Annotated in this window: 30 protein-coding genes; 16 read left to right on the plus strand and 14 right to left on the minus strand. The window is 70.1% G+C overall.

The annotated features are described in order from the left end of the window. Nucleotides 1-19: 19 nt before the first annotated feature. The 7 genes from QC765_RS13515 to QC765_RS13545 form a co-directional block, all read right to left on the minus strand. Nucleotides 20-817, minus strand: a complete 798-nt coding sequence (locus QC765_RS13515) for an SDR family NAD(P)-dependent oxidoreductase (protein ID WP_278314963.1) — start codon at nt 815-817, stop codon at nt 20-22. Nucleotides 818-855: 38 nt separating this feature from the next. Beyond that, a complete protein-coding gene (locus QC765_RS13520; RefSeq protein ID WP_278314964.1) occupies nt 856-1,107 on the minus strand; it encodes an acyl carrier protein in 252 nt (83 codons plus the stop codon). A gap of 65 nt (nt 1,108-1,172) precedes the next feature. Further along, a complete protein-coding gene (locus QC765_RS13525) occupies nt 1,173-2,372 on the minus strand; it encodes a beta-ketoacyl synthase N-terminal-like domain-containing protein (protein ID WP_278314965.1) in 1,200 nt (399 codons plus the stop codon). After that, nucleotides 2,369-3,619 (minus strand): beta-ketoacyl-[acyl-carrier-protein] synthase family protein, encoded by a 1,251-nt coding sequence (locus tag QC765_RS13530; RefSeq protein ID WP_278314966.1) that lies wholly within the window; start codon nt 3,617-3,619, stop codon nt 2,369-2,371. The genes QC765_RS13525 and QC765_RS13530 overlap by 4 nt, the downstream gene beginning before the upstream one ends. Before the next feature lie 16 nt (nt 3,620-3,635). Beyond that, nucleotides 3,636-3,977, minus strand: coding sequence for a TcmI family type II polyketide cyclase (locus QC765_RS13535; RefSeq protein ID WP_278314967.1), 342 nt, complete (start codon nt 3,975-3,977; stop codon nt 3,636-3,638). 33 nt (nt 3,978-4,010) lie between these two features. Beyond that, complete coding sequence (locus QC765_RS13540) at nt 4,011-5,501, minus strand: FAD-dependent monooxygenase (protein WP_278314968.1); 1,491 nt, start codon at nt 5,499-5,501, stop codon at nt 4,011-4,013. Between the two features lie 225 nt (nt 5,502-5,726). After that, nucleotides 5,727-7,580: an acetyl/propionyl/methylcrotonyl-CoA carboxylase subunit alpha gene (locus tag QC765_RS13545; protein ID WP_278314969.1), complete on the minus strand. Its 1,854-nt coding sequence runs from the start codon at nt 7,578-7,580 to the stop codon at nt 5,727-5,729. Between the two features lie 186 nt (nt 7,581-7,766). Between QC765_RS13545 and QC765_RS13550 the strand changes: the two genes are divergently transcribed. Both QC765_RS13550 and QC765_RS13555 read left to right on the plus strand, forming a co-directional pair. Continuing rightward, nucleotides 7,767-8,666: an ACP S-malonyltransferase gene (locus QC765_RS13550; RefSeq protein ID WP_278314970.1), complete on the plus strand. Its 900-nt coding sequence runs from the start codon at nt 7,767-7,769 to the stop codon at nt 8,664-8,666. Between the two features lie 97 nt (nt 8,667-8,763). After that, nucleotides 8,764-9,426, plus strand: coding sequence for a TetR/AcrR family transcriptional regulator (locus QC765_RS13555; RefSeq protein ID WP_278314971.1), 663 nt, complete (start codon nt 8,764-8,766; stop codon nt 9,424-9,426). Nucleotides 9,427-9,474: 48 nt separating this feature from the next. Here the strand turns inward: QC765_RS13555 and QC765_RS13560 are convergent, their stop codons facing one another. From QC765_RS13560 to QC765_RS13580, 5 genes are read right to left on the minus strand one after another with little or no spacing between them, the layout of a single operon-like run. After that, nucleotides 9,475-10,230, minus strand: a complete 756-nt coding sequence (locus QC765_RS13560) for a class I SAM-dependent methyltransferase (RefSeq protein WP_278314972.1) — start codon at nt 10,228-10,230, stop codon at nt 9,475-9,477. Continuing rightward, nucleotides 10,227-10,448, minus strand: a complete 222-nt coding sequence (locus QC765_RS13565) for a ferredoxin (protein WP_278314973.1) — start codon at nt 10,446-10,448, stop codon at nt 10,227-10,229. Before QC765_RS13565 ends, QC765_RS13560 begins: the two co-directional genes overlap by 4 nt. A 1-nt stretch (nt 10,449) precedes the next feature. Next, entirely contained in the window at nt 10,450-11,691 is a 1,242-nt protein-coding gene (locus tag QC765_RS13570) for a cytochrome P450 (protein WP_278314974.1), read from the minus strand. Between the two features lie 25 nt (nt 11,692-11,716). Beyond that, complete coding sequence (locus QC765_RS13575; RefSeq protein ID WP_278314975.1) at nt 11,717-13,147, minus strand: DHA2 family efflux MFS transporter permease subunit; 1,431 nt, start codon at nt 13,145-13,147, stop codon at nt 11,717-11,719. Beyond that, a complete protein-coding gene (locus tag QC765_RS13580; RefSeq protein WP_278314976.1) occupies nt 13,144-13,731 on the minus strand; it encodes an NADPH-dependent FMN reductase in 588 nt (195 codons plus the stop codon). The genes QC765_RS13575 and QC765_RS13580 overlap by 4 nt, the downstream gene beginning before the upstream one ends. Before the next feature lie 68 nt (nt 13,732-13,799). Between QC765_RS13580 and QC765_RS13585 the strand changes: the two genes are divergently transcribed. The 3 genes from QC765_RS13585 to QC765_RS13595 all read left to right on the plus strand — a co-directional run bounded on the left by QC765_RS13585 (nt 13,800) and on the right by QC765_RS13595 (nt 16,044). After that, nucleotides 13,800-14,474 carry a TetR/AcrR family transcriptional regulator gene (locus QC765_RS13585; RefSeq protein WP_278314977.1) on the plus strand — a complete coding sequence of 225 codons (675 nt, stop codon included), beginning with the start codon at nt 13,800-13,802 and terminating at the stop codon, nt 14,472-14,474. A gap of 90 nt (nt 14,475-14,564) precedes the next feature. Further along, nucleotides 14,565-15,422: an NmrA family NAD(P)-binding protein gene (locus tag QC765_RS13590; protein ID WP_278314978.1), complete on the plus strand. Its 858-nt coding sequence runs from the start codon at nt 14,565-14,567 to the stop codon at nt 15,420-15,422. Next, a complete protein-coding gene (locus QC765_RS13595) occupies nt 15,409-16,044 on the plus strand; it encodes a hypothetical protein (protein ID WP_278314979.1) in 636 nt (211 codons plus the stop codon). Before QC765_RS13590 ends, QC765_RS13595 begins: the two co-directional genes overlap by 14 nt. A 10-nt stretch (nt 16,045-16,054) precedes the next feature. Here the strand turns inward: QC765_RS13595 and QC765_RS13600 are convergent, their stop codons facing one another. Further along, on the minus strand, nt 16,055-16,759 hold the full coding sequence (locus QC765_RS13600) for a response regulator transcription factor (RefSeq protein ID WP_278314980.1): 705 nt from the start codon (nt 16,757-16,759) through the stop codon (nt 16,055-16,057). 760 nt (nt 16,760-17,519) lie between these two features. Between QC765_RS13600 and QC765_RS13605 the strand changes: the two genes are divergently transcribed. The 5 genes from QC765_RS13605 (at nt 17,520) to QC765_RS13625 (ending at nt 20,090) form a co-directional block, all read left to right on the plus strand. Beyond that, nucleotides 17,520-17,804 (plus strand): hypothetical protein, encoded by a 285-nt coding sequence (locus QC765_RS13605; protein WP_278314981.1) that lies wholly within the window; start codon nt 17,520-17,522, stop codon nt 17,802-17,804. Further along, nucleotides 17,797-18,189, plus strand: coding sequence for a helix-turn-helix domain-containing protein (locus QC765_RS13610; protein ID WP_278314982.1), 393 nt, complete (start codon nt 17,797-17,799; stop codon nt 18,187-18,189). Before QC765_RS13605 ends, QC765_RS13610 begins: the two co-directional genes overlap by 8 nt. A 390-nt stretch (nt 18,190-18,579) precedes the next feature. Next, nucleotides 18,580-19,350, plus strand: coding sequence for a DUF8453 domain-containing protein (locus QC765_RS13615; protein WP_278314983.1), 771 nt, complete (start codon nt 18,580-18,582; stop codon nt 19,348-19,350). Nucleotides 19,351-19,401: 51 nt separating this feature from the next. Next, nucleotides 19,402-19,938 (plus strand): hypothetical protein, encoded by a 537-nt coding sequence (locus QC765_RS13620; protein WP_278314984.1) that lies wholly within the window; start codon nt 19,402-19,404, stop codon nt 19,936-19,938. 11 nt (nt 19,939-19,949) lie between these two features. Continuing rightward, a complete protein-coding gene (locus tag QC765_RS13625; protein WP_278314985.1) occupies nt 19,950-20,090 on the plus strand; it encodes a hypothetical protein in 141 nt (46 codons plus the stop codon). Nucleotides 20,091-20,120: 30 nt separating this feature from the next. On the opposite strand, the gene QC765_RS13630 is transcribed toward QC765_RS13625, so the two are convergent. After that, nucleotides 20,121-20,753, minus strand: a complete 633-nt coding sequence (locus QC765_RS13630; protein ID WP_278314986.1) for a uracil-DNA glycosylase — start codon at nt 20,751-20,753, stop codon at nt 20,121-20,123. Between the two features lie 341 nt (nt 20,754-21,094). Here QC765_RS13630 and QC765_RS13635 point away from each other — a divergent pair, with 341 nt between their 5' ends. From QC765_RS13635 to QC765_RS13660, 6 genes are all read left to right on the plus strand, one after another. After that, nucleotides 21,095-21,643 carry a hypothetical protein gene (locus tag QC765_RS13635; protein ID WP_278314987.1) on the plus strand — a complete coding sequence of 183 codons (549 nt, stop codon included), beginning with the start codon at nt 21,095-21,097 and terminating at the stop codon, nt 21,641-21,643. A gap of 317 nt (nt 21,644-21,960) precedes the next feature. Further along, nucleotides 21,961-22,275 (plus strand): hypothetical protein, encoded by a 315-nt coding sequence (locus QC765_RS13640; protein WP_278314988.1) that lies wholly within the window; start codon nt 21,961-21,963, stop codon nt 22,273-22,275. 83 nt (nt 22,276-22,358) lie between these two features. Beyond that, nucleotides 22,359-22,805 (plus strand): hypothetical protein, encoded by a 447-nt coding sequence (locus QC765_RS13645; protein ID WP_278314989.1) that lies wholly within the window; start codon nt 22,359-22,361, stop codon nt 22,803-22,805. A 55-nt stretch (nt 22,806-22,860) separates the two neighbouring features. Beyond that, complete coding sequence (locus tag QC765_RS13650; RefSeq protein WP_278314990.1) at nt 22,861-23,415, plus strand: DnaB-like helicase N-terminal domain-containing protein; 555 nt, start codon at nt 22,861-22,863, stop codon at nt 23,413-23,415. Nucleotides 23,416-23,463: 48 nt separating this feature from the next. Beyond that, the gene (locus tag QC765_RS13655; protein ID WP_278314991.1) at nt 23,464-24,033 is read left to right on the plus strand and encodes a helix-turn-helix domain-containing protein; all 570 of its coding nucleotides are present in this window, start codon (nt 23,464-23,466) and stop codon (nt 24,031-24,033) included. A gap of 187 nt (nt 24,034-24,220) precedes the next feature. Next, nucleotides 24,221-24,862, plus strand: a complete 642-nt coding sequence (locus tag QC765_RS13660) for a hypothetical protein (RefSeq protein WP_278314992.1) — start codon at nt 24,221-24,223, stop codon at nt 24,860-24,862. Nucleotides 24,863-25,017 lie beyond the last annotated feature (155 nt).

A 25,017-nucleotide genomic window follows, 5' to 3' on the forward strand; every position in this document is an offset into this window, starting at 1 on the left:
TCCTCAGGTCGACAGGGGGTCAGAAGTTGCCGAGGCCGCCGCAGACGTTGAGCGCCTGCGCGGCGACCGCGGCCGCACTGGGGCTGGCGAGGTACCCGACGAGACCGGCCACCTCCTGCGGGGTGGCGTAGCGGCCGAGCGGGATCTTGGCGGTGAATCGGGCGAGGATCTCGTCCTCGCTGGTGTCCCAGGCCGCAGCGTATCCCCGCCGGACTCGGGCGGCCATCGGCGTTTCGACGTACCCGGGGCACACGGCGTTCACGTTGATCCCCTGGCCGGCGAGCTCGTTGCCGAGGGACTTGGTGAAGCCGACGAGGGCGTGCTTCGAGGCGGAGTACGGCGCGCCGAGCACGACCCCCTGCTTGCCGGCCGTGGAGGCGATGTTGATGATCCGGCCAGCGCCGGCCGCCAGCATGCCGCCGGCGTTGAGAACCTCGCGGGTCATCCGGAAGGCGCCGTGGATGTTGACGTCGAACACGTCGAACCACAGCTCGTCCTCGAGCGCGGCGGTAGGTCCGCCGCCGCTGCGGCCGGCGTTGTTGACAAGCACGCCGACCGGGCCGAGCTCCTGCACGGCCTGCTCGACGAAGGCCGTCACGCTGTCCTGGTCCCGGACGTCGAGCCGCGCCCCCGCGACCGTGGCGCCGGTCGCTGCCAGCTCGGCGACGGTCTCTTTCACGGCGCCCTCGTCGCGGGCGCCAAGGAAGACCTCATAGCCCATCTGTGCCAGAGTGCGGGCGGACTCCAGCCCAATCCCGCTGGTCCCTCCCGTCACCAGCGCGGCGCCGGCGACTCCTCGTCGGGTCTGCATCGTCATTGTCGTCCTCGTCTTGTTGTAGGTGTGTGGCCGGGGGCTTAGGCGGTCACGGCCGCAAGGGCCTCGTTGACCACCGCGGTGAGCTCGCGCGGGGTGCGGGCTTCGGAGAGCGCGGCCTCGTCGAGGACCACGCCGTACTCGCGTTCGACCAGGCCAGCGGCCTCAAGGATCGCGAGAGACTCGTAACCCAGATCTTGGAGCTCGACGTCAGCGACGTCAGCTGTCAGGTCGACATCCTCGGCGGCGCCGCCAGCGCGGTCGAGGATGTCCATCAGGATCGGAACGGTCATTTGCATCACAAGCTCCCTTGTTGGAGTGGTAGGGGCGGCGGGGGTCGGTACGACCGGCCGACGGCTCATCGGGAGACGACGGCGCACGAATTGAAGCCGCCGATGCCGCGCGCCAGCACCAGCGCGTGCTCCGCGTCGTGGGAGCGCGGCGTGCCGACGACGACGTCGAGACCGAGGGCGTCTGTGCCATCGAGGCCGGGGGCGGGAGGCAGCAGACCGTCGCCGAACGACTGCAGGGCAACGACCACGTCGACCGGCGCGCCACCGGACAGCAGGCGTCCAGTGCCGGTCTTGGACACGACCACGGGAACGGCTCCGAGGACGTCTCGCAGAACGTCGGCCTCCATCTGGTCGCGCTCGGTCGTCCCGTAGGCGTCGGCCACGACGAACCCGATGTCGCCGGGCCCCAGGCCCGCGTCGGCGAGGGCGGCGATGACCGCGGCGGCGAGGTTCGGCCCACGACTGCTGCCGGGGCGGGGGTCGAAGGTCGCGGCGTAGCCGCTGAGCCGGCCGCGGACGGGCGCGTGGCGGGCGCGGGCGTGCTCGGCGTCCTCCAGCACGAGCATCGCGCCGCCCTCACCCGGCACCCATCCTGTCGCCGCGCTGCTGAACGGGCGGTAGGCCAGGTCGGGGTCAGTCGCGCTGGACAGCTCGCCCGTCATCATCAGGGCGACCCAGGCCCACGGGCAGACGGTGGCGTCCATGCCTCCGGCGACCACGGCGACCGTGCCGTTGCGCACCTGGCGGCGTGCTTGGCCGAGCGCGTCGAGACCACCGGCCTGGTCGGAGACGATCACCCCGCTGGGTCCCTTGAGGCCGTGCCGGATGGAGATCTGGCCGGAGTTCACCGCATAGAACCAGGCGAACGACTGGTAGGCGCTGACGTGCTTGCTGCCGTCACGCCAAAGCTTCGCGAGCTCGTTCTGGCCGAACTCGAAGCCACCGGCGGTCGATGCGGTCACCACGCCGATGTCGAACGGGTCGACCGTGTCTGCGTCGAGACCAGACTCGGCCAGCGCCTCGTCCGCGGCGGTCAGCGCCATCTGGGTCATCCGGTCGGTCTGCGGGAGCAGGCGCCGACTGAGATGGTCCTCCCCGGCGAAGCCGTCGACCTCGCCTGCGACCCGCACAGGGTAGTTCCGAGCGTCGAAGCGGGTCACCGGACCGATCGCGCGCTCCGCGCCCAGCGTGTGCTGGCGGAACTGCTTTGCGCCGATGCCCGTCGGGGCGACGACACCTAGCCCGGTGAAGACTGGTGCCATCATCGCGCACCCCCTCCGCTGAGCACCATGGCGCTCTGGAAGCCGCCGAAGCCGCTGCCGACGGTGAGGACGGTGTCGATGGAACTCTCCCGCGCGGTGATCGGCACGTAGTCCAGGTCGCACTCCGGGTCGGACTCGTGCAGGTTGGCGGTCGGCGGCGCGACGTCGTGGCGGATCGCCAGCACCGAGGCGGCGATCTCGATCGATCCGATAGCCCCGAGCGAGTGCCCGACCATCGACTTGATCGAGCTGATCGGCACGTCGTAGGCGTGCTGCCCGAGGGATCTCTTGAACGCCGCCGTCTCGTGCCGGTCGTTCTGCTTGGTGCCGGACCCGTGTGCGTTGACGTAGTCGATGGTCTCGGCCGCGATCCCCGCGAGACGCAGGGCGTTGTCGATCGCCTCGGACATCTCCGCGCCGTCGGCTCGAAGCCCGGTCATGTGGTAGGCGTTGCACCGCGAGGCATAGCCGCTGACTTCGGCCAGCACCTCTGCACCGCGGCGCCGGGCCCGCTCCCGTTCCTCCAGGACGAAGAACGCAGCGCCCTCCCCGAGCACGAAGCCGTTGCGGCTCGCGTCGAACGGCCTGGAGGCGTGCGCGGGGTCGTCGGTACGGGGTGTGGTCGCCTTGATCGCGTCGAAGCAGGCCATCGTGATCGGTGAGATCGGTGCGTCGGTCGCCCCGGCGAAGACGACGTCCGCGCTTCCGTCGGCGACCAGCTGGGCCCCGAACCCGACGGCGTCGATGCCCGACGTGCAGCCGGTCGACACCACGTGCACCGGACCCTCCGCGCCCACCTCCCACGCGACCTCCGAGGCGAAGCTGCTCGGCACCATCTGCTGGTAGAGGAAGGGCACCGCGTAGCGATGGTCGACCTCGTGGAGGCGGCCCCCGTCGCTGACCACTCGGTACTCCTGGTCAAGGTTCGTCGTGGCGCCAACTGCGGTGCCGAGGGAGACCCCGACCCGGTGCGGATCGAGCGCGGCGAGGTCGAGCCCGCTGCTGGCTACCGCCTCCCGGACCGCTGCGAGCGCGAGCTGGCCGGCCCGGTCGATGCGCCGGGTATCGTGGGGCCCCAGGCCGTGCGCCTCCGGCGCGAAGTCGATCTCTGCAGCGACCTGGGAACGGAACGGGCTCGGGTCGAAGAAGGTGATCCGCCTGGTCGCAGTACGCCCCGAGGTCAGCAGGGACCAGAAGGCCTCGACCCCGGTGCCACCTGCCGCCAGCACCCCGATGCCCGTAATCGCCACCCGCCTCTGGTTGTTCCTATGCATCGCCGGTGCCCTCCGCCGTCCAGTCGTAGAAGCGTTCCGCCATCGCGTCCGAGGGCGAGCGCCAGGTCGCCGGGTCATAGGCCGAGATGAAGGGCTTCAGGTCCTCGCTGATTTGCACGAACCGGGGGTCCTGCTTGGCTCCCTCGATCCGCTCACGCCCCCGGGAGTCGTCGAAGTCCTGCAGGTGGAAGTAGAGGCCGCGGTAGAAGAACAGCTGCCGACGGCGGGTGCCCATCAGGTGCGGCATCTCGCCACGGTCGAACTCGGCGAAGATGCGCTGGACGGAGCCGACAGAACCGGGCTCCATGCGGGCCACGATCAATGAGCTGGTCATGGGGTGCTCCTAGGTCTGGGTCAGTGGGATGGACTACGCGGTGGCCCGGAGGGGATACGACGACGGTCCGCACCAAGCGGACAACGCCACCTCCAGGGGTTGGTCGCTGTGGGGGGCGGTCCAGGCGACGTACCCGTCGGGGCGGACCAGGAGAGCTTTCGTCCCCGAGAGGCGGTCGCTGCCGCTCTCCGGCCCGGTGTGGACGACGATCTTGTCTGCCCACGGCTCGGCACGCTCGCGCAGCGCCGGGGAGTCGGCGAGATCGAGGAGGACGGCCTGGCCTTGGCGCAGCAGGTGAAGGGCCGCGGTCGCCCCGCCCGCGCCGTCGAGCAGCACATCGGGAACCCGTCGGCCGAGCAGCGGGTGCTCGCCGCCGCCCATGGGGTAGACGATGTCGAGCCCGCTGACCTTGGCCGCGAAGAAGCGCGCGACGTCGAGCTCGTGCACGAGCGTGCCGAGAAAGTCGCGCAGCGGCCCGGCCTCCTCGCCGCGGAGGAAGAGCACGCCCTGGGCCCGGGTGTTGTCGAGCAGGCGCTTGCCGACCGGGTGCCGCTCGTCGTGGTATGAGTCAAGCAGCGCCTCGGGCGCGTCGCCACGGACCACGGCGGCCAGCTTCCAGCCGAGGTTGAAGGCATCCTGGAGACTGGTGTTCATGCCCTGGCCGCCGGCGGGCAGGTGGATGTGGGCGCTATCCCCGGCGAGCAGGACCCGACCGCGACGATACTGCGTCACTTGGAAGGCCGCGTCGCCGAAGGCGCTCATCCACACCGAGGTCGACCCGGAGATGTCCTGGCCGGTGATCCGCTTCCATCCGGCCGCGACCTCACTGAACTCGGGAGGGGCGGTACGACGGCGCGGCGGCGCCTCGCGCTCGCAGACCACGATCCGGGTCGTCCCGTCAGGGAGCGGAGCGCTCATCACCATGCCGCCGTCAGTGACCTCGCCGATCATCCGGGTGGCGATCTCGGTGTCCGGGTAGATGTCGCCGAGGAACATCTCGCGGGTGGCTGGAACCCCGCGGAAGCTGAAGCCGCCGAGGCGGCGTACAGTGCTGCGCCCGCCATCGCAGCCGACGAGGTAGGCGCAGCGGCGCCGGCGTACCTCTCCTGCCGCGTCGCGGGTCTCGACCTCGACGCCGTCCGCCGTGGCCGCGAAGGCCAGCAGCTCGACACCGCGCTCGATGCGCACCCCGACCTTGAGGGCACGGGTCTCGAGAACCGCCTCGGTCTGGTGCTGGGGCACGGTCTTGGCCGCCTGCTGGGAGCCCTCAAGGACGCTGAAGTCGACGGGGATGCCTCCGAAGTGGCCGGCGTCGGAGATCTCGATCTTCCCGAACTCTCCCAGCAGTCCCCGCTGGTCGAAGACGTCCTTGGTGACGCAGGTGAAGCCCAGGCCGCGGGACTGGCCCGTCGGGGCGTGCAGCTTTTCGACGATGACGACGTCGTCCACGCCACCGAGCCGCAGCTCGATCGCCAGCAGGAGTCCAGCCGGGCCAGCGCCGATGATGATGACGGGGTGGTCCATGGCAGTGGCCTTTCGCAGAGGAAACGGGCACGAGAGATTGCCTGTAAAGGCGAAAAGAATATGCTTGCATATCCCGTTCCAGTGATAATCGATGGGATTATCTGGAAATCGCGAATACACCTCATCATGTCTGTTCCGGACGAGCGATATCAAGCAAACAATGCAAGGCCTGTGTGAGCGAATAAGGCACGGATGTCAGGCGAATGTGAAGCCACCATAGACTCCTCACTCCGTGACCAAGCGGACCAGCAGACTGCCTGCCTCGATCGCGTCGCCGGGGCCGCATTGCACCGACTCGACCCTGCCAGCGCGGGTGCTCTGCACCGGGAGCTCCATCTTCATCGCCTCCAGCACGGCCAGCGTCTGGCCTGCCTCCACGGCGTCCCCCTCGACAACGAGCAGCCGAACGACGGTGCCGTTCATCGGAGCGCGCACCTCAACGCCTTCCCCGCTGGCCTGGTGGACGGCCCGGCCCGGCTCGAACCGGCGACGCGGTGGAGGGGACAGAGCACGGGCCGGCTCGGTGCTCGGACCGTCCGCCGACCCGAGCAACCGCTCCACCCCCTCGCGGGGCAGACGGACCTGGATCCGGCGCCCGTCCACCTCGACCGCGAGGTCGAGGTGGGGGTTTGCCTGGTCGGGGCACGGCAGCTCAACTGGATGCAACGGCGGCGCGGACACTTCCAGGTCGGCGTCCTCCAACCATCGGGTGTGGATCCCGAGTGCGCCCCCGGGCGCGGTGAAGTCCGGGTGATCCAGCAGCGCCTCGTAGAGCGGTGCCACCGTGACCACGCCTTCGATCTCAAGCTCACGCAGCGCGCGCCGTGCCCGCCGCAGGGCGTGGTCCCGGCTGTCTCCTACCACGATCACCTTGGCCAGCAACGAGTCGAAGGCGCTGGTTACCTCGCTCCCGTGGCGCACGCCGGAGTCGACGCGGACTCCCGGGCCCATCGGCACCTGGTACACCGCCACCCGCCCCACCGCTGGCAAGAAGCCTGCCCCGGCATCCTCGGCGTTGATGCGGAACTCGATCGCGTGGCCGTGCGACGCGGGGTCGCCCGGGTAGAGCCGGGCACCGCGAGCGAGCCTGATCTGCTCAGCTACCAGGTCGGTGCCGGTGATCTCCTCGGAGACCGGATGCTCAACCTGGAGACGGGTGTTGACCTCCAGGAAGCTCACGGTCCCGTCCACGCCGACGAGGAACTCACAAGTGCCGGCACCGACGTACCCGGCCGCGGCGAGCAGGGCCCGCGAGGATTCCACGATGACCTTCTCAGTCAGTTCGTCGAGGAAGGGCGCTGGCGCCTCCTCCACCAGCTTCTGGCTGCGCCGCTGCAGGCTGCAGTCACGGGTGGAGACCACGACGACGGTGCCGTCGGCATCGGCGAGGCATTGGGTCTCCACGTGCCGGGGGCGCTCGATCAACCGCTCCACGAAGCACTCCCCACGACCGAAGGCCGCGGTGGCCTCTCGCACGGCGGCCGCGAACTGCTCAGGAACCTCCTCGCGGGTGTGAACCATCTTCAGGCCGCGCCCACCGCCCCCGTGGGCAGCCTTGATCACGACCGGGAGGCCGTGGCTGTCGACGAACGCCGTCACCTCCTCGACGTCCGCAACGGGGCCTGGCGTCCCCGGTGCGAGCGGGGTGCCGACGCGAGCCGCGAGCTCGCGCGCCCGCACCTTGTCCCCGAGCCGTGCGATCACCTCGGGCGGCGGGCCGATCCAGACCAGACCGGCGGCGAGGACCGCCTCCGCGAAGCGGGCGTCCTCGGAGAGGAAGCCGTAGCCCGGGTGCACGGCATCGGCACGGGCGGCACGGGCCACGCCTACCAGCCGGGAAGCGTCCAGGTACGCCGCCGCACCGGCGGCACCGAGCGCGTAGGCCTCGTCGGCTAGTCGCACGTGCGGGCTGTCGCGGTCCTGCTCGGCGTACACCGCGACGGAGGTGATGCCGAGATCGCGACAGGTGCGCACGACCCGGAGGGCGATCTCGCCGCGGTTGGCCACCAAAACCCGCTCCACGGCAGGACCGACGCCCTCATCGAAGGTGGTCAGGAAACGCTGGCTCGGTTGCGGCATAACGAGCATGCTAATCGTGTGAACCGACTGATTTGTCAGGCCAAGGAGAGAATTTGGATCGACGCGACAATTGTTCCGCAATTGCGGGCGGTGAATTCTTGACCTTGGCCTGACGCAGGGCGCAGTTTCGTTAATCCTCGCCTGCGCGGGCGCTGCGAGGCATAAACCGGCAATAACCTCGGTCACATGATCGCAATTGTCTTTCCTGGCCAGGGCGCGCAGCGCCCCGGTGGCCTGGTCCCCTGGTTGGAGGTGCCCCGCTTCGCTGACGCGTTGGATCGGTTCGCCGACGCCGCGGGCCTAGACCTGGTCGCCCTCGGCACGACCGCCGATGCCGCCACGATCACCGACACCTCCGTCGCCCAGCCCCTCATCGTCGCCACCGGCATCGCCACCGCGCGCCTGCTTGACCTCGACCCGCAGCAGACGGTGTGGGCGGGCCACTCAGTCGGCGAGCTGACCGCCGCCGCACTGGCCGGTTGCCTACGGGACGAGGACGCCGTGCGCCTCGCCGCCGAGCGCGGCCGAGCGATGGCCGCCGCGAGCCAGGACGCGCCCACGGGCATGTCCGCCGTCCTCGGCGGCGAGCCGACCGAGGTCCGGGCCGTCCTGCGCGCGCTCGGGCTGACCCCCGCCAACCTCAACGGGCCCGACCAGATCGTCGCCGCCGGCACGGTCGAACAGCTCGACGCCCTGCGCACGGCACCGCCGCACGGCGCCCGGGTGGTCGCGCTCCGGGTCACCGGGGCCTTCCACAGCGAGCACATGCGGCCCGCGCAGGAACGCTTCGCGCGCGCCGTCGCTGCCGTACGGCCAGCGGAGCCATCGGGCACCCTGCTGTCAAACGCCGACGGCATGCCGATCTCCTCCGGCGCCGAGGTGCTGGCCCGCCTGGTCCGTCAGGTGTGCGCGCCAGTGCGCTGGGACCTGACCGCGAGCAACCTCGCGACCCTAGCCCGCCACGTCGTGGAGGTCGCCCCAGCGGGGACGCTGGCGGGGCTGTTGCGGCGCAGTGCCCCCACCTTGGATGTGGTCGCGCTCCGGGGTCCGAAAGACTTGCCGGTCACCACAACCGGGCACCGCTGACCGTCACCCGACCTGGTGTCCAGTCGATCGGCATGCGCTCGACATGCGGTCGCGACCCATCGCTGGACACCACTAGTTCAATCCCCCGTCATATAGAATGGACAATCGTGACAACGACCTCGCAGGCCACATGACCAAGTCCCGTGACCTGCTCGATGGGGCACTGCGGACCTTCGCCCGCAACGGCTACGCCCGCAGCAGCATCGTGATGATCGCCTCCGAAGCTGGCGTCTCCACCCGCACCATCTACAACCAGTACGCCAGCAAGGCCGAGCTCTTCGAAGCCGTCATCGAGTTCAGCACCCGGCAGATGGCCGACCACCACATCGCCCTCGTCCGTGCATCCATGGTCGGCCGCTCCCTCCCCGACGCCCTCCTCGACTTCGCCGAACGCTGGGTCCGAGCCGACGGCCGATACGCCGACCACCACGCCCTGGTCCGCCAAGTCCAGGCCGAGCGCGAGCACATCCCCCAATCCGCCCTCGACACCTGGGTCACCCTCGGCCCCCTCCGCGTCCGCGCTGTCCTCGAGGACGAGCTGCGCCGCCTCTTCGCCGAAGCCGGCGCCCCCCTGCATGACCCCGCCACCGCCGCTACCCACCTCATGCTCCTCATAGGCGGCGACCCCATTTCCCGCGGCTTCTACCGCGCCCAACCCCTCGACGAGACCTACCTCGTTACCCTCGCCCGCGACGGCGCACGCACCTTCCTGAAGGCTTACGCCGGGGTCGACCTGGTGGCCGATGCCCACTCGCGCTGAGCGGGCACCTGACCGACGGTTGCGCTCCTGGACAAGGACGGTGACGCGCTACGGGCGGCGGCCCCAGGTGCGGATCCCCAGCGTCGTGATGTCCTGGTAGGTGGGGTCGTCGAGCGTGGCCAGCCACGCGGTGATCAGGTCGTGGGTGAGCAGGCCGCGGCTGACCAGCGTCTCGCGCTCCACCCGCATCCGCACGTCCATCAGCGCGTTCTCGGCAGCACCCTGGCCGGGTCCGAGAGGTCGCACCGACGACCCGACGTCGAGCAGGCCGGCCCGGGCCAGCAGGGAGGGCAGGCGGCGGGCCAGGCGCAGGTTGGCGCCTGCGTTCGCGGCGGCCTGCACGTACCCCTCCAGGACCTGTCGCCCCAGGTCGGTCGCGGCGTCCTCGGCCGGCATGAAGTAGAAGTCTTCCGCGACCAGCACCCCGCCGGGCCGCAGCCACGTGCTCCAGCGCTCGAGGGCGGCCAGCGGATCCATGATCCCGGACAGGACAGCACGCACGAAGACCAAGTCGAATGTCCCAGTAGGAAGGGCATGCGTGGTGGCGTCGGCCAGCACGACCTCGCAGCGCGGCAGGTCCCGCAGCCGGCCCAGGCCAGTGTCGTCGATGTCCAGGGCGACGACATCGGCACCGAGCTCGTCGTGGAACCAGGCGCTCATCGACCCCGAGCCAGCACCCACGTCGATCACCCGCGCTCCTGCCGGCAGTGCCAGCGACCGTACGAACCGCTGGCTCTGCTCGTCGTAGTTGCGCTCCCAGGCCACCACGATATCGGCAGCCGTCACCTCAGGGGCAGTGGTCATGCTGATCGACTCCTCTCGTTCTCGATGATCGAGAGCGCACCCATCGGGCAGCACTCGACCGCGTCATTGAGCTCCTGGGGCACGTCCCCGAGGAGGAGATCGGATGAAGCGCGTCGCGGCCGGTGGTCGTTGCCGACCTCCAGGTGGTCCGGCGCCATCGCGGTGCACAGTCCCGACGCGCGGCACAGTTCGAGGTCGACCTCGACCCGCCACCCCACGTCAATCCTCCCTGCCGGTGACGACCGGCAGGCTGGTGAGTCGGCGCATGGCCCAGTTCTCGACGTACTGCGCCGGGGCCTGCGGGTCGCGCAGCTCCAACGCCGGGAACGCCTGCAGCACCTCGCGGAGGACGATCCGGCCCTCGAGCCGGGCCAGTCCCGAGCCCATGCAGTTGTGGATGCCGTGCCCCAGCCCGAGGTGGGCCGCGCCGGAGCGACGCAGGTCGAGCTCGTCGGGACGGTCGAAGACCTCGGGGTCGCGGTTGGCGGCTGCCAGCGAGACGACGACCGGCTCACCACGTCGGATCGTGCGGCCGCGGACCACGAGGTCCTCGGTGGCGAGCCGGAAGAGGGCCGAGCTGAGTGCGCCCTCGTAGCGCAGCAGTTCCTCGACGGCACGCGCGGCGGGATCCTCCGTGTCATGCCCTGCGCGCGGCTGGTCGACGATCACGTCCCACTGCTTGCGGCTACCGAGCAGGGCATGCACGGCGTTGCCGAGGAAGGCGCGCACGGTGTCACTGCCGGCCAGGATCATCGCCGCCACCATCGCCACCACCTCCTCCGACGACAGCCGATCACCGTCGTTGGCGACGGTCAGCAGCGAGGTGACCAGGTCCTCGGCCGGGGCCGATCGCTTCTCGGCGACCAGTTCCTCGGCGTACGCACAAATCGCAGCGAAGCCCACCGCCGCGTCCCCGGCGTCGTCCGAGCAGGAGGGGAAGGCCTGCTCCAGTGCCGCGACCAGGTCCGCGTGACGGTCGAGCCGCAGCCCGAGGATCTCCCCCATCACCCGGCTCGAGACGGGGCCCGCCAGGTCGGCCATCACGTCGAAGTGGCCCTGCGTGGCGCAGGCCTCTATCTGCTGCCGGGTCACCTCGCGGATCCGCTCCGCCCACCTCCGCGCGTTCGCGGGCGTGAACGGACGCATGCCCAACTTTCGCAGCCGCGTGTGGTCCGGCGGGTCGACGACAGTGACCGCGCGCTCCAGGACGCTGCCCTGGCCGGCGACCAGCCCGGCCTCGACGAAATCTTCGTTCCCCCACGTTCGCCCCTCCGGGCTCAACCGGGGATCGGCCAGCAGAGCGCGGGCGTCATCGTATCGGGTGATCAGCCAGGCACGCACTTCACCTACCGGGAAGCGGAATTCGTGGACCGGGTCGTGCGCGCGCAGCTCCGCGAGGGTGGGGAACGGGTTCTGGTAGTAGTCCGCGCTGAACAGCGGGGCCGTGGTCGTGGTGCTCACGTCAGTCTCCTCAGACCTCAGGGGATCAGCCGGGCAGTCCCGGCGACGGGATGGCCTCACGGCGCTCGACGCTGCGCAGGCGGAGCGCGGCGAGCACAGCGAGGAGGGAAACAACGGCGACGCTGACGAAGACCGCACGGAAACCGGTCTCGACGTCGTCCACCATCCATCGGGCGAGAATGACGGTGAACACCGCACCGCCCAGGGCTCCGCCGAGTCGCTGCACGATGTTCACCTGGGTAGTCGCCTGGGACAGGTTCTGCGCGCTGACTGACTTGTAGGCCGCGATGGTCGGCGGCACGGCTCCGAAGGCCAGCGCGACGCCCAAGACGAAGAGGACGAGCAGCATCACCCAGGTGTCCCCGAGCGAGGCGGGTACGGCAACCAGGGCGAGCGAACCCACGAGGCAGGCCGCCGTGCCGACGACGGCCACCGGCCCGGCGCCCTTGCGATCGACCAGGCGACCGCACCAGGGCAGTGCGAGCGCCGTGCCCCCACCGAGGCTCAGCAGCCGGAGGCCGGTCTCGATGGTGCCGTCCCCGTGGAGCAGCTGAAAGTACAGCGGGATCACCAGCCCCACGCCGAACATCAGCATGCCGGTGAAGCAAGCCGCGGCGACCGATGCCGCGAAGCGCGGCTGGGCGAAGAGCCCGAGCCGCAGCACCGGTTCCGGGACACGTCCGGCGTGGCGGACGTAGCTCGCCAGCAGTACGACGCCGAGCACCAGGGCGCCCGCGGCGACCGGGTCGACCCCGTCCCCGCCGACGCTCTCGGTCAGGCCGTAGAGACCAGACGGCAGCCCCACGGAAAGGAGGGCGAGACCCGGCAGGTCGAGGGTCCGCCCACGCTGGGCCTCGCCGCGCGGGACGTAGCGCAGGCCCAGGGCCAAGCCGATCACGCCGATCGGCAGGTTGATCGCGAACAGCCACGGCCACGAGGTGGTGTGCAGCAGCACGCCGCCGAGGACCGGGCCGAGGGCCGGTGCCAGGGTTACCGCTATGCCGAGCGTAGCGATCACCCGGCCGACCTTCTCGGCACCGACGGCGCGCCCCAGGACGGTCTGGCCGGCCGGGATCAGCACGCCGCCGCAAAGTCCTTGCAGCGCCCGCATCGCGATCAGCATCTCGATCGAGACCGACATCGCGCACAGCACCGAGGTCACCGTGAACCCGGCGAGCGCGAAGAGCCAGACCCGGCCCACGCCGTACCGGTCGCCGAGCCAGCCCGCCAGCGGCAGGGAGACGGCGAGGGCGAGGAGGTAGCCGCTCGCCACCCACTGGGCCACCCGCAGCGAGGAGTCGAGGTCGGACCGGATCTCCTCCAGCGCGACATGGACCAGGCTAGTGTCCAGGCCGCTGGCGAACGCCCCGAGGACAATGACGCCGGCGAGCCGCCACACCTGCCACGGGATGCGGTCGCTGTCCGCGGCGACACCCGGAGCGGTCCCGGTGGTCATGCCGGCACGCTCTGGTGGCGCAGCGTCCTCAGCGCCCCGGCCCAGGCGACCAGCTCGTCGAGCAACCGCTCGAGGGTCTGCTCTTGGTGCGGGCCGGGCGTGAAGGTGCCGGGCTCGACCGGGCCGGTGAGCGTGAAATCGTTGAAGAGGGACAGCACGACGTGGGTGCGCACCGAGGCGAGCTTGACCTCGGAGACCACGGTGCGCAGATGCTCGACCGCGCGGACCCCGCCGTGCAGGCCGTAGCTGACGAAGCCCACCGCCTTGTCGTTCCACTCACGGAAGACCAGGTCGATGGCGTTCTTCACGACCGCGGGGTAGGAGTGGTTGTACTCCGGCACCACGATCACGAACGCGTCGAAACGGTCGACCTCGGCTGCCCAGGCCCGGGCCCGCTCACCGCGGACGGTGCCCACGGCGGGTGCCTCGGGCTCGTCGTACAGCGGGAGGTCGAAGCCGCGGAGGTCGAGGACCTCGACCTCCACGTCGGAACGGGTGGCGGCGTGGCGCTCGACCCACGACGCGACGAGCGGGCTGCGGCGCTGCGGACGAGTGCTACCGACGATGACACCGATTCGGATCATGGCTTTTCTCCTTGGTTCCGGATGGACACCCACCGAAACTACATCGAACGTTGTACTATTGCACTCCTATGGTTGCATTGACGACGTACCACCGCAAGTCCCGTGACCTGCTCGATGGGGCACTGCGGACCTTCGCCCGCAACGGCTACGCCCGCAGCAGCATCGTGATGATCGCCTCCGAAGCTGGCGTCTCCACCCGCACCATCTACAACCAGTACGCCAGCAAGGCCGAGCTCTTCGAAGCCGTCATCGAGTTCAGCACCCGGCAGATGGCCGACCACCACATCGCCCTCGTCCGTGCATCCATGGTCGGCCGCTCCCTCCCCGACGCCCTCCTCGACTTCGCCGAACGCTGGGTCCGAGCCGACGGCCGATACGCCGACCACCACGCCCTGGTCCGCCAAGTCCAGGCCGAGCGCGAGCACATCCCCCAATCCGCCCTCGACACCTGGGTCACCCTCGGCCCCCTCCGCGTCCGCGCTGTCCTCGAGGACGAGCTGCGCCGCCTCTTCGCCGAAGCCGGCGCCCCCCTGCATGACCCCGCCACCGCCGCTACCCACCTCATGCTCCTCATAGGCGGCGACCCCATTTCCCGCGGCTTCTACCGCGCCCAACCCCTCGACGAGACCTACCTCGTTACCCTCGCCCGCGACGGCGCACGCACCTTCCTGTCCGTCCACCACCCCGGCGCGGGGCCCTGCTCCGGGGGGCACGCATCGAGAGTGACGAACTGTTCGCAGTGAATTGACTTGCTCCTGACGTGAGCCCATTTCGCGACCCCTCCCGCGGTCCCCACAATGGACCCACCCGCTAGTGCCGACGAGGAGAACCCCATGACTGAGCGTTTCCTGATCACTGCCGCGACCGGCCAGGTCGGGCCGCACGTCGCCCGGTCACTCATCGACAAGGGGCACGCCGTGCGCGCGCTCGTCGTCGAGGGCGACGAGCGCGCGTCGGTGCTGCCTGATGAGGTCGAGACCGTGACGGGAAGCCTCGACGATCCGGCCACCGTAGAGGCAGCGCTGGACGACGTGAGCCACGTCTTCTGGATGTGGCCGTTCTTCTACCTGCCGACGGTGACCGCGCCCGCGATGGTCGAGCGGATGTCCGAGCGCGCACTGCGCGTGTGCGTGGTTTCCTCAGTCGGCGTGCACATCGGCGTGGAGCGCAGCGACAACAACTGCCACGCTTACCTGGAGGAGCTACTCGGCGCGTCCCGCTGTCGCTGGACCTCGCTACGGACCACCGGGTTCATGGGCAACGCCCGCGGATGGGCACCGCAGATCCGCGGCTCGGACGTGGTCCGCTTCCCCTATGGTGATGCCCGCCGCACCCCGGTGCACGAGCGCGACCTCGCCGAGGCCGGCGTGCACGCCCTGCTCGACGACCGGCACGTGGGCCACGCCTACCTGGTCTCCGGCGCCGAGGCGCTCAGCCAGCGCGAGCAAGTCCGGATCATCGGCGAGACCCTCGGCCGTGACATCGGATGGATCGACGTCGAGGCCGACGAGGCACGCGTCCAGATGGTCGCGACCGGCTGGCCGCCCTCGTACGCCGACGGGGCGCTCGACTACTTCCGCCGACTCACCGGCGAGGCGGAGGTCAGTTCCGACGCGGTCGCCATCCTCACCGGGCGGCCCGCCGCGAGCTTCCGCGACTGGGCCCAGGAGAACGCCGATGTCTTCCGCTGACGCTGGCACGGGCCGCTGCATCCAGCTGGCCCGGATCGCTCCCCACTCCGTCGCTGGCACCGAGCTCACCGCGGCCCGCCTCGAGGAGGCGCTTCTCCTCCATCCGCCGTGCAAGCACGGCACACCCCCGGCCTCGGCGCGGGTGCTGACCAGCCGCAGCGGGCCGGATCTATGGTTGGTGGTGCGTGGGCACCGAGACCTCCAGGACACGGTGGACAGCTTGCTCGCCACCGCCGCAGTGACGGACCTGGTCGACTGGCGCTGGTCAGGCAACGAGGCACCCGGCATCGCGGGACCTGCCGCCGGCGCGTCGCCCGCCGTCGCCGCCGTCGCCGTCCGGCACCTGCGAGACCCGGAGAGCGCGAGCACGGTCCTGGCCCTGCTGCAGCGCACCGGAGCCGAGTGGAAGCAGACCTTCCCGGGCTTCGTCGCGGCCACGCCCTTCCTGGGCGCGGACGGCGTGACGCTGGTCAACTACCCGCGCTGGGCCAGCGTGGCGTCGTACGACGCCTGGATGGCCGAGCCACGGATGCGTTCGGGCCAGAAGGAGGTCGGCGAGCACGAGATCGCCGCCCCGGAGTACCACGTGCTCGACGTCCACGCCTACCGGCTGCTCGCCTGAGAGCGCGACCTCAGCTGGGCTCGAACCGGTAACCGATCCCCCGCACGCAGGACACCGCCTCGCGACTGCCGATCTTGCGACGCACGTTGTTGACGTGGGTGTCGAGCGTCCGGGTGCGGATCCCGGACTCGTCGCGCCATACCCGCTCCATGAGGGTGTCGCGCGTGACGTTGCGCCCAGCTTGCTCGACGAGCAGGCTCAGCAAGTCGAACTCCTTGCGGGTTAACGGGACCACCTCGTCGCCCCGCGTCACGGTGCAGGTCACCCGGTCGACAACGAGCTCCACGCTGTCCACGGTCGTGTGGAGCCGATCGGGGCGGGCATCCTCTGTGGGAGCGCCGTCGACCGGGTGGCGACACACGCGACGCTGCACGGCGTCGATCCGCGCGACGATCTCACGAATTCCGGTCTGCTGTGGCACGCAGTGGTCCGCCCCGGCCTGGAAGGCGAGAACGTGGTCGAGCTCGCCGGCCGCACAGGTGTAGACGATGATGACCACGTCGGGCCGACACCTGATCTGCCGGCACAGCCGCAACCCATCAGCGTCAGGGAGATCGATGTTGAGCAGGGCGACGTCGGCAGCCCCCGCGAGCGCGATGGCGTCGCCGGCCGTGCCCACTCCTTGGACCTGGTACCCGTGTCGCTCGAGCTGGCGAGCGATGACGCTGCGGTAGCCGTCGTCGGGATCTGCAATGAGCACTCGTGCGGCATTCACATCTCCGTCACCTCCGAGGACGACGACTCGCGGATACCATCAGCATTGTAGTAAAACTACGTCGCTATGGGTAATGGGACTACTCCGACCTGATGCACGTGACGCTGGACTGCAACGTCGGGCCGTGCAACGCCGCGCCCTGACTCAGGGCGCCATGAGTAGCCACGGCACCTCTGGCTGAGGTCGCGTTCTGCGCATCGGTCAACCGCTACCAGCTCCGCCGTGAGCTGCTGTCCTGGCCGATCGACTACCGGCACACGTCAACTCCGGGTCGAGAGTTGGCCACGCTGACCAGCAGGGCCACCTAGCGCGACACGCGGTGCTCGCGCGATCGCAGCTGCCGAGCCACCTTGAGGGCTACAGCGACTCCGGATGCATTGCAGCGCCGGGCGTGGCCGGAAGGCCCGCGCCTCGACGGTCTAGTCGGCTTCCTCAAGCTGGGCTCGACAGCGCACCCGAGCGACTGCGCGGCTGCACGGGACGCCGCTGCGCAGCGGCGTCAGGCACAGCGCGTGGCGGCAAATCTCCCTGCGGGGTATAGCCCCTGTATCGGGCTCGCGCGCCCGAGGCCGACCTGGAAGCAGTGAGGCAGGGGCGGTACCAGGCGCTCGAAGCAGCAATCGCTCCACTCCGCAGCTCCCAGCCCCAGCAGATCGATGAGTGATAGTGAAAACTGAGATAGACGCTCGTTCATCTACTTCGGTAGGCTTGGGTGCGACGGGAGGGCGCGATCCACCCCCCAGGACCCCAGGAGGAACTGATGAGCACTAGTGGCGCGCCCGCGGAGGACGTCAGGACCGCGAACAAGCAGCGCCGCGCCGAGATCCGCGACCTACACGCCGCGCTCTCGCGCGCCCAGGCCGACCTTGAGGCCGCCCGCGAGGTCGTCGAGCGCGCCCTCGCCGCCCGCGACGAGGCCATCCTCGCCGCCCGCGAGGCCGGGGTCCCCGTCTCCCACATCCAAGGTGTCACCGGGCTATCGCGGCCCGCGGTCTACAAGATCACCGACAAGGCAGCCACGGCGGGGAGCGCGGGCGATGCCTGAGACCCCGCGCATGACCGGCGCGCGCCTGCGCGTGCTCCGCGAGCGCCTCGGCCTGCCCGTCGAGTGGCTCGCCGAGCGCCTCGGCGTCAACGCCCGCACCCTCGAGCGCTGGGAGCACGAGCGCAACCCCATCCCCGACGGGGTAGCCAGAGAGGTCGAAGCGCTCGACCGCCAGGCCACTTCGATCATCACCGCGACCGTGTCGGGACTTCGCGAGGACGACGAGCCGATCATCGAGACCTACCGCACCAACGACGGCTACCGCGCCCATGAGCCAGGAACCGACTGGCCAGCATCCTGGCACCGAGCCCTGGCCGGGCGCATCGCCGAGCGGGTACCGGGCGTGGCCATCGTCTACCGCGACGGGCCACCCGCTCGGCAGTGACCCGTTCGTACCGCTCCTGCATATGCACCACCTGCACAACATGCACTAGATGTACTCGCTGCGCTAGCGAGCCCGCCCGGCGCGCGCTTCCCTCGCTAGCCGCCGGGCGGGCTGCGCCCACTATATCGAACACATGTTCTATATCGCTTGGCGTGTGGCTCCGATGCTCCCGGGGCGCGTGGACTTGGCCAGTGCGCCTCGGGTTGCTGGTCGCGGGTTGAGGCCCCGCTCGTGTCCGATCCGCATCCCCCGATAGCGTGACGAAGGCGCGGACACGGCAACCGTTACACCGACGTCCTGCGGATACGCCCCACCACTACCAGGTGTCCGTGAACGATCGTTCACGGACATGCTCATGGCCTGTCAGGTGCCTCGTGCACACTTCTCGTCATGCAGGCAGAAAACTGGAGTGTCCTCGCGGAGTGGTTGCTCGTCCTGTTCGCCTTCGTGGCGCTGGTCTTTGCCTACCTAGCAGGCCGGTACGCGAAGGGACAGCTTGAGGAGGCCCGGACGCTCCGCGAGGAACAGGCGCAGCCCAACGTGGTGGTGTTCATGGACATGAACAAGGTTGACTGGAGAACCATCGAGATCGTGGTCAAGAACTTTGGCCAAACGCCGGCATACAAGGTGACGCTGGACTTTAAGCCGCGCTTGAGGACGAGCCCGCAGGCGGACGACGGCCAGCCCGAGCTGTTGGACCTTCCCGGGGAGATCCCGTTCCTCGCACCCGGGCAGGAGTGGCGCACGTTCTGGGATCACGGGGTGCCCAGGGGCAGAACGACATCCTTGCAGGATGAGAACAAGCACGACGCGCGGTGCCGTTACCTCGATAGTCGAGGCAAGAAACACAAGTCCCGCTCGATCCTCGACCTGGAGGTTCTTCACCGAACCTCGATGCTGGAGGAGCAAAAGCTCCATCATCTTGTGAAGGCAGTGCAATTTCAGAACGAAATATTAGCGAAGATCAATAAGTCCATCTCACTGTTCTCCTCTCGGAGTAGTGGGGTGAGGGCCTATGCAGGCAATGCCGCCGACGAGGCCGCTAGGAGGGAAACGGAGCTCGATACCACCAGCAGCGCCCACCTGGACACGGGGGCAGGGAGGCCGAGCGAGGGGCCAGCCTTGTCGATCACTTCGGAAGAGGCCCTGCGGGAGCAATGAACAGCTTCAGGGGGCTGGTCCTGTCATGGCCTCGTGGTACGGTCCTGCGCCGTGAAGAGTGACGCTCCGGAAAGCGAGCCCGTCGATTCGGAGCACGCGGAGACGATGGCCTTCCTCGAGGCGCACATCATCCGGTGCATGACCGACCAGAGGGCAAGGTCCCACTCGCTCGAGCAACGCGCCGGTGTAGTGCTCGGCTTCTCCGGCGTCCTCATCGGGCTGGCCTACAACACGATCACCAGTCTCCCGGTCATCGCCACCATCGGAGCCGCGCTCGCCATGATCGCAGCAACGGCCGCAGCGATCATGGCTTCCTGGGCCTTGCGGCCCACTAGCCTGAAGGCCATCACTCCGGAGCGGATGCTGGAGAGGCTCCCGCGCTCGCCGCTGATCGCTGCGCGCCGCAAACTCCTCGCCACCCTCGCCACGGAGTTCTCCTTGGCCGAGAAGCACATCGCCATCAAAGGACGGTGGGTCACTCTGTCGGCCTACGCGCTCGCGGTGGCGGTCGCGATCCCGTCCCTCGCATTGGCCATCTCGTTGACAGTCCCGCTCCACACCTGGCTGTACGCCCTGCTATTCGCTTGAAAGGAAGAACATTGCCGAACGCCCCGAGCGCCGAGGATTCCCAGGCGCAGGAGACCTCCGAGGTGGATCTCCTGCCTGATATGGACCTCCTCGACACCATCACAGCTGGTGCCACGCCACAGGATCCGGAGCATTTCCACCGCAGGAGGTAGACACTGCTTCCCGGTGTCTGCACCAGGGGCTCAGGCCGAGACGATGCCAGCTACCCGCTGCATGACATCGACGAACAGGGCCTCGTTGCCCTTGACGGCATTGATTCCACGGTTGGATGGGTGGGGGCCAACCAGCGGCGGCAGCGGCGTGCTGAGCCCCGCGATCCTCCAGCCCTGCTCGGCCTTGCGCCCCAGCAGCACCACGCGCTCCACCTTCGGCAGCATCCCGAGGAGCTGCTTGGTGTAGGGCGCGGCGCGGCGCATCTCGCTGGTCGTCGAGTTCATGCCCTCGGTGGGGAACGGAACGATGTTCCAGTACAGCACCCGCGCGCGATCAATCCCGAACCGCTGGTTCGCGCGCCATACCCGCTCGGCGGTCGGGTCGTCGTTGTCCATGCTGATCAGGCCTGAGCCGCTGCCCGCGCGAGCCCGCGGGCCAGGATTATCGAGCAGGAACAGCACGCGGGCCTCGATTCCCGCGCCGTCAGGATCAGGGTAGGGAACCATGCCGGGATCGAGGCCGGAATCGACCGCGATCTGGTCCGCGAGGGCGGAGATAGGGGCGACGTGCGGCTCGCGGACGCGGGCGAGCTTGGCCGCGAGGAACCGGCGCTGGGCGTGCATCCTGGGCTGCATTCGCGGGTACTCCCTTGCTGTGCTCATCACGATGAGGCTGGTTCCGCCCCTCGCGCCATCGCCCCGGAAGCATACCGGGAGGGCCTGACGGGAACCGGTGGCGACGGCAAGCATGTGGCGCTGCGGCCACGCTCGAAAGCGCTGAGCGCGAGGAGATGCGGCCTTCCTGGACTTGTCGCCATCCCCGGTGAGGCGCGCCAGCGGCCGTCGCGCGGATCACATGCCGCGAATGGCGGATATGGGCGGTTAGAGCGTTGGGTGGCACTGCCGCCGGGCGGGAAGCTGGACCCATCCCCCGAGCGCGCGCGCCGCCGCCTGCGGCGCGGTATCGGGGTTGCCTCTCTCCAACCACGCAGAAGGACCCACTGATGAACGCATCGCTGCGCCGCCGAGGCGCGTCCGCCCTGGCAGTCCTTGCCTCCACCGCTGTCCTGGCCGCTGGCTGCGGCAGCGACGGCCCCACCGAGGCCGAGCTGGCCGCCCAGGCCGCCGCCGCCGAGGCCGAGGCCGTCCAGCCGATCCCCGACGAGGCATCCGCTGTCGTCGAGCAGTTCGTGGCCACCGCGCTGGCCTGGAACCCCGCCGACGAGCAGCCCGAGCGCGCGGCGTTCGACCGGGCAAAGGTGTGGATGACCCCGGAGGCCGGGGAGGCCGGGCAGCTGCGCGGCCGCGTGCCGTCCGCGCCGTTCGACCGCATCCGGGAGGAAGGCGGCAACATCACCGCCGATGCCGATGTCACCGGCCTGGAATGGACGGACGGGGAGAACATCACCGCGACGTTCGACGCGACCCAGTTCGTCACCAACGGCGTGGACGTGCCCTACCGGCTGGCATCGCTGACCGGCGAGGCCCTGCTGGTGCCCGAGGAGCGCACCGAGCAGTGGCGCATCATGTCCCTGCGCATCGCCGAGAACTAGCAGGACGGGCGCGGATCGAGCGGGGGCGGGCTGGTGCTCGCCCCCGTCGTCGTTCCCGGATCAGGGGAAAGAGCAAGGGGCTGCCGCGACCCGCTCCGCGGGCCTTGCCATGTATGACCCCGTGCCCCGGCCCGCCACCTCATCGCCCAGGCGTTCCCCTGCTGCCACCATCGCCCGCGCGTGGCCACCGCCACCGGAAAGGGGTCGGGGAGGACCAAGAAAAAATGATATATGCGGTAGACATATAGTATCTACTGCGGTAGACTCATTGGTGAGGGGCAGGCACGAGGCCAGCCCCGGACCCCCGGGAGGGAACCATGATCGTCCGCATCTTCCACAACATCGCCCGCGACGAGCAGGGCCGCCACGCAGGATTCGCGGGATACCGCCCCGGCCACCAGGTCGAGCTGGTCTTCGCCTACAGCGCCGAGGGCAGCGACGACGAGCTGCTCGAGCGCGCGTTCTTCCTGACCAACATCGGCTCCGGCCCGCTCGCCGATGCCTACCGCGCGCGGGGGCTGCGCTCGCTGTCGGTCGGCGACGTGCTGGCCATCGGCCAGCGCTACTACGGCTGCGACCGCATCGGCTGGCAGCCCATCGAGCGCCCCGCCCGCCAGTCCATCGCCGCCTAGCCGGTCCCCTGTCGGGCAGGCCGGTCCCACGGCCTGCCCGGCCCCAGCGGCCACCACCCGGCCACGAGCCCCAGGAGAACCCCATGATCGAGCCACTCGACAGCGACCTGCCCGAGCCCTACGCGCTGGAGATGCCCCCGCTCGTCCACCGCATCCGCATCCACGACGGCCACGAGCTCCACTACGTGCCGGGCTGGATGGTCACCGCGCTCGTCGCCGGCTACGGCGAGGCGCAGTGGCACTACCCGGACTGGCCGACCGCCCGCCGCGCCGCCGAGCGGATCGCCGCCCGCGCCACCGCGCCCGCCGCGCGGATCGCTGGCCGGCCACTGGTCCACCGGAGCATCGACGCGCCCCACCGGGAGCGGATCGAGCCGTCGAGCACCCACCACCGGGACTGGATCGTGCGCGCCGAGGTCATCGAGAACGATGGCGACGAGCACCCCCAGGCGTGGTACTTCAGCGACTGGCACCAGGCCATCGCCCACGCCGGATCGCTCGTGGCCGAGCACGCATCCAGCGACCACTGACACCATCCCGCCCCGGTGCCGCCCGCGCGGCACCGGGGCGGGGCAAGGAGCCCCCATGAGCACCGACCGCGAGAACATCGACCGCGAGCCCACCGACCACCTCATCGACGCCGCCGACATCGACGGCGACGACCACGACACCGAGGAGGCCTGGCTGCTCGGAGCGCTGCTGTGGGCTCGCCGCGCCGAGGTCGAGCGCGCCGCCGAGCTGCTCGATCCCGCCGACTTCCACCGCCCCCTGCACGCCGAGCTGTTCGCCCTGATCGCCCGCGAGGCCCGCGCCGGGCGCGGGCACCGCCCGCCCGACATCCTCGCCGCCCTCGCCGCCGAGGGCGGCACCGCCGGGCACCGGGGAGGCCAGGCCGCCCGCGCGCTCACCGCCGCGACCACCAGCGGGGCGGACCCGCTGCGCCTGCCCGTCCACGCCTACCTCGTGTGCGCCGCCGCCGCCCGCCGCGCCACCATCCTCGCCGCCCACGACCTGCTCGACGCCGCCGAGCGCGCCGGGGAGCACGAGCTGTTCCCCCGCCTGCTCGCCCACGGCCGCGCCGCGCGCGCCCGCGAGCAGCGCATGGCCTGCCTGCGCGCCTGGTCCGGGCGCGAGCCCTGACACCCGCTAGCTTTGCCGATATATAGCGCTAGCGCTATGCTGTGGGGCATGTGGTCGATCCACCTCGCCCCCGACGCCCTGGCCTGGCTGCGCGGCCTTCCCCCCGCCGACCAGGCCGCCATCACCGCCCTGCTCGACGACCTGCCGGCCACCGGGCCACCGGCCCCGCCGCGCCTGCTGCGCGCCCGCGCGCCCTCCGGGGACCATCACCTGCGCTGCTCCATCGACGGCAGCGACATCCTCGTCCACGGCGACCTCGCCCCCGACCGCGACGGTGCCCTGCCCTGGCCCCGCGCCCGCGACCAGCTCGCCACAGCCCGCGATGAACCCGCCCGCCGCGCCCACGACGACGCGCTGCGCCGCGCCCGCCTCGACCGGGCCCTCGCCGCCCTCGCCCGCGACGCCCGCGCGGGAGCGGGGCTCTCGCAGGCCGCGCTCGCCGCGGCGTGCGGCACCACCCAGTCGGCCATCGCGGCCATCGAGTCCGGCGCGCGCGTGCCGGGCCTGGACATGCTCGACCGCATCGCCCGCGCCACCGGCCACCGCCTCGCCCTCGGCCTCGCCCCCGCCACCGGCGACGACACCATGACCCCCGCCACCAGGACCAGGGACGGGTAAGGACCATCACATTCCCGCGCGCGGCTAACGACGACCTCGTTTTCCCAGGATGGAGTTCAAACACGCAGGCAGGACGCCCTGCCGCTCCAACCACGAGGACGACACATGGCACGCCGACGCGGGCGCGACGACAACCAGCAAGACCTGTTTTCCCTGCTGAACGACGAGACCAACGAGGAGACGACCCATGAGCCGAGCACGCGACCTGCTGGACGAGGCGTACCGGACGCACCTGAGCCTGCCGCCGGAGTGGACCGACCAGCAGAAGGAGGACTACCTCGACCGGGAAGCGACGAGGCTCGAGCGCCTCTACAACCAGGTCCAGGCCGACCTGCAGGACACCTATCTGAGGGAGTGGAAGGCCCGCTACGACAAGATCCCGGACTTCCTGACCCACGCGGGACTGGTGCGCAACTCCCAGATCGAGGCATGGAACGTGGTCCTCGACCAGGAGGTGTGGAGCCTGATCGAGCCGGACGAGGACGAGGAGGAGTGGATGCACGAGGAGACCAACGAGGAGCACTACCAGCGCAAGCTGGCGGAGCTGTACCACGACCCGGATCGCTGGAAGACCCCGTGGGTGGAGACCCTGGCCGAGGCCCGGGCGCTGGCCGAGACGCTCTGGCCGGACGAGGACCAGGAGTTCCACTTCCTGATGGGCGAGTACCTGACGGTGCGGACCGACCAGCAGCGGATGGTGCCGATGAGCGCGGACGAGCCCCTGGCGATCCAGATGGCCCAGGAGGTCCGCGAGTTCGCGCCCGAGCGCAGGAGGATGCTCGACGAGCAGATAGCCAAGGGCCGCGCGCGGCGGGCCAACCAGGCCTGATCGTCCCGCCGCCACGGCGGCGGCGCGGCCACGACCCCGCCCAGCAGGACCTGTTCGCCCTGCTCGGAGATGAGGCCGAGGACCAGCCCACGCCCGCGCGCGCCCACGATCCCGGCGCTGCTCCCCTGCCCCCGGCCGCGCCCGCCGCACCCGCG

It is taken from the genome of Hoyosella levis (genome assembly GCF_026008515.1).
GTDB classification, from domain to species: domain Bacteria; phylum Actinomycetota; class Actinomycetes; order Mycobacteriales; family Mycobacteriaceae; genus Lolliginicoccus; species Lolliginicoccus levis.

Excerpts from the sequence above, each read along its gene's own strand:
- QC765_RS13630 (WP_278314986.1), bottom strand. The coding sequence starts at position 20,753 with ATGAGCACAGCAAGGGAGTACCCGCGAATGCAGCCCAGGATGCACGCC.
- QC765_RS13640 (WP_278314988.1), top strand. The coding sequence starts at position 21,961 with ATGATCGTCCGCATCTTCCACAACATCGCCCGCGACGAGCAGGGCCGC.
- QC765_RS13545 (WP_278314969.1), bottom strand. The coding sequence starts at position 7,580 with ATGCCGCAACCGAGCCAGCGTTTCCTGACCACCTTCGATGAGGGCGTC.
- QC765_RS13555 (WP_278314971.1), top strand. The coding sequence starts at position 8,764 with ATGGACAATCGTGACAACGACCTCGCAGGCCACATGACCAAGTCCCGT.
- QC765_RS13515 (WP_278314963.1), bottom strand. The coding sequence starts at position 817 with ATGACGATGCAGACCCGACGAGGAGTCGCCGGCGCCGCGCTGGTGACG.
- QC765_RS13655 (WP_278314991.1), top strand. The coding sequence starts at position 23,464 with ATGTGGTCGATCCACCTCGCCCCCGACGCCCTGGCCTGGCTGCGCGGC.
- QC765_RS13590 (WP_278314978.1), top strand. The coding sequence starts at position 14,565 with ATGACTGAGCGTTTCCTGATCACTGCCGCGACCGGCCAGGTCGGGCCG.
- QC765_RS13525 (WP_278314965.1), bottom strand. The coding sequence starts at position 2,372 with ATGATGGCACCAGTCTTCACCGGGCTAGGTGTCGTCGCCCCGACGGGC.
- QC765_RS13635 (WP_278314987.1), top strand. The coding sequence starts at position 21,095 with ATGAACGCATCGCTGCGCCGCCGAGGCGCGTCCGCCCTGGCAGTCCTT.
- QC765_RS13650 (WP_278314990.1), top strand. The coding sequence starts at position 22,861 with ATGAGCACCGACCGCGAGAACATCGACCGCGAGCCCACCGACCACCTC.
- QC765_RS13615 (WP_278314983.1), top strand. The coding sequence starts at position 18,580 with ATGCAGGCAGAAAACTGGAGTGTCCTCGCGGAGTGGTTGCTCGTCCTG.
- QC765_RS13540 (WP_278314968.1), bottom strand. The coding sequence starts at position 5,501 with ATGGACCACCCCGTCATCATCATCGGCGCTGGCCCGGCTGGACTCCTG.
- QC765_RS13660 (WP_278314992.1), top strand. The coding sequence starts at position 24,221 with ATGAGCCGAGCACGCGACCTGCTGGACGAGGCGTACCGGACGCACCTG.
- QC765_RS13610 (WP_278314982.1), top strand. The coding sequence starts at position 17,797 with ATGCCTGAGACCCCGCGCATGACCGGCGCGCGCCTGCGCGTGCTCCGC.
- QC765_RS13550 (WP_278314970.1), top strand. The coding sequence starts at position 7,767 with ATGATCGCAATTGTCTTTCCTGGCCAGGGCGCGCAGCGCCCCGGTGGC.
- QC765_RS13645 (WP_278314989.1), top strand. The coding sequence starts at position 22,359 with ATGATCGAGCCACTCGACAGCGACCTGCCCGAGCCCTACGCGCTGGAG.
- QC765_RS13580 (WP_278314976.1), bottom strand. The coding sequence starts at position 13,731 with ATGATCCGAATCGGTGTCATCGTCGGTAGCACTCGTCCGCAGCGCCGC.
- QC765_RS13520 (WP_278314964.1), bottom strand. The coding sequence starts at position 1,107 with ATGACCGTTCCGATCCTGATGGACATCCTCGACCGCGCTGGCGGCGCC.
- QC765_RS13575 (WP_278314975.1), bottom strand. The coding sequence starts at position 13,147 with ATGACCACCGGGACCGCTCCGGGTGTCGCCGCGGACAGCGACCGCATC.
- QC765_RS13605 (WP_278314981.1), top strand. The coding sequence starts at position 17,520 with ATGAGCACTAGTGGCGCGCCCGCGGAGGACGTCAGGACCGCGAACAAG.
- QC765_RS13535 (WP_278314967.1), bottom strand. The coding sequence starts at position 3,977 with ATGACCAGCTCATTGATCGTGGCCCGCATGGAGCCCGGTTCTGTCGGC.
- QC765_RS13595 (WP_278314979.1), top strand. The coding sequence starts at position 15,409 with ATGTCTTCCGCTGACGCTGGCACGGGCCGCTGCATCCAGCTGGCCCGG.
- QC765_RS13560 (WP_278314972.1), bottom strand. The coding sequence starts at position 10,230 with ATGACCACTGCCCCTGAGGTGACGGCTGCCGATATCGTGGTGGCCTGG.
- QC765_RS13585 (WP_278314977.1), top strand. The coding sequence starts at position 13,800 with ATGGTTGCATTGACGACGTACCACCGCAAGTCCCGTGACCTGCTCGAT.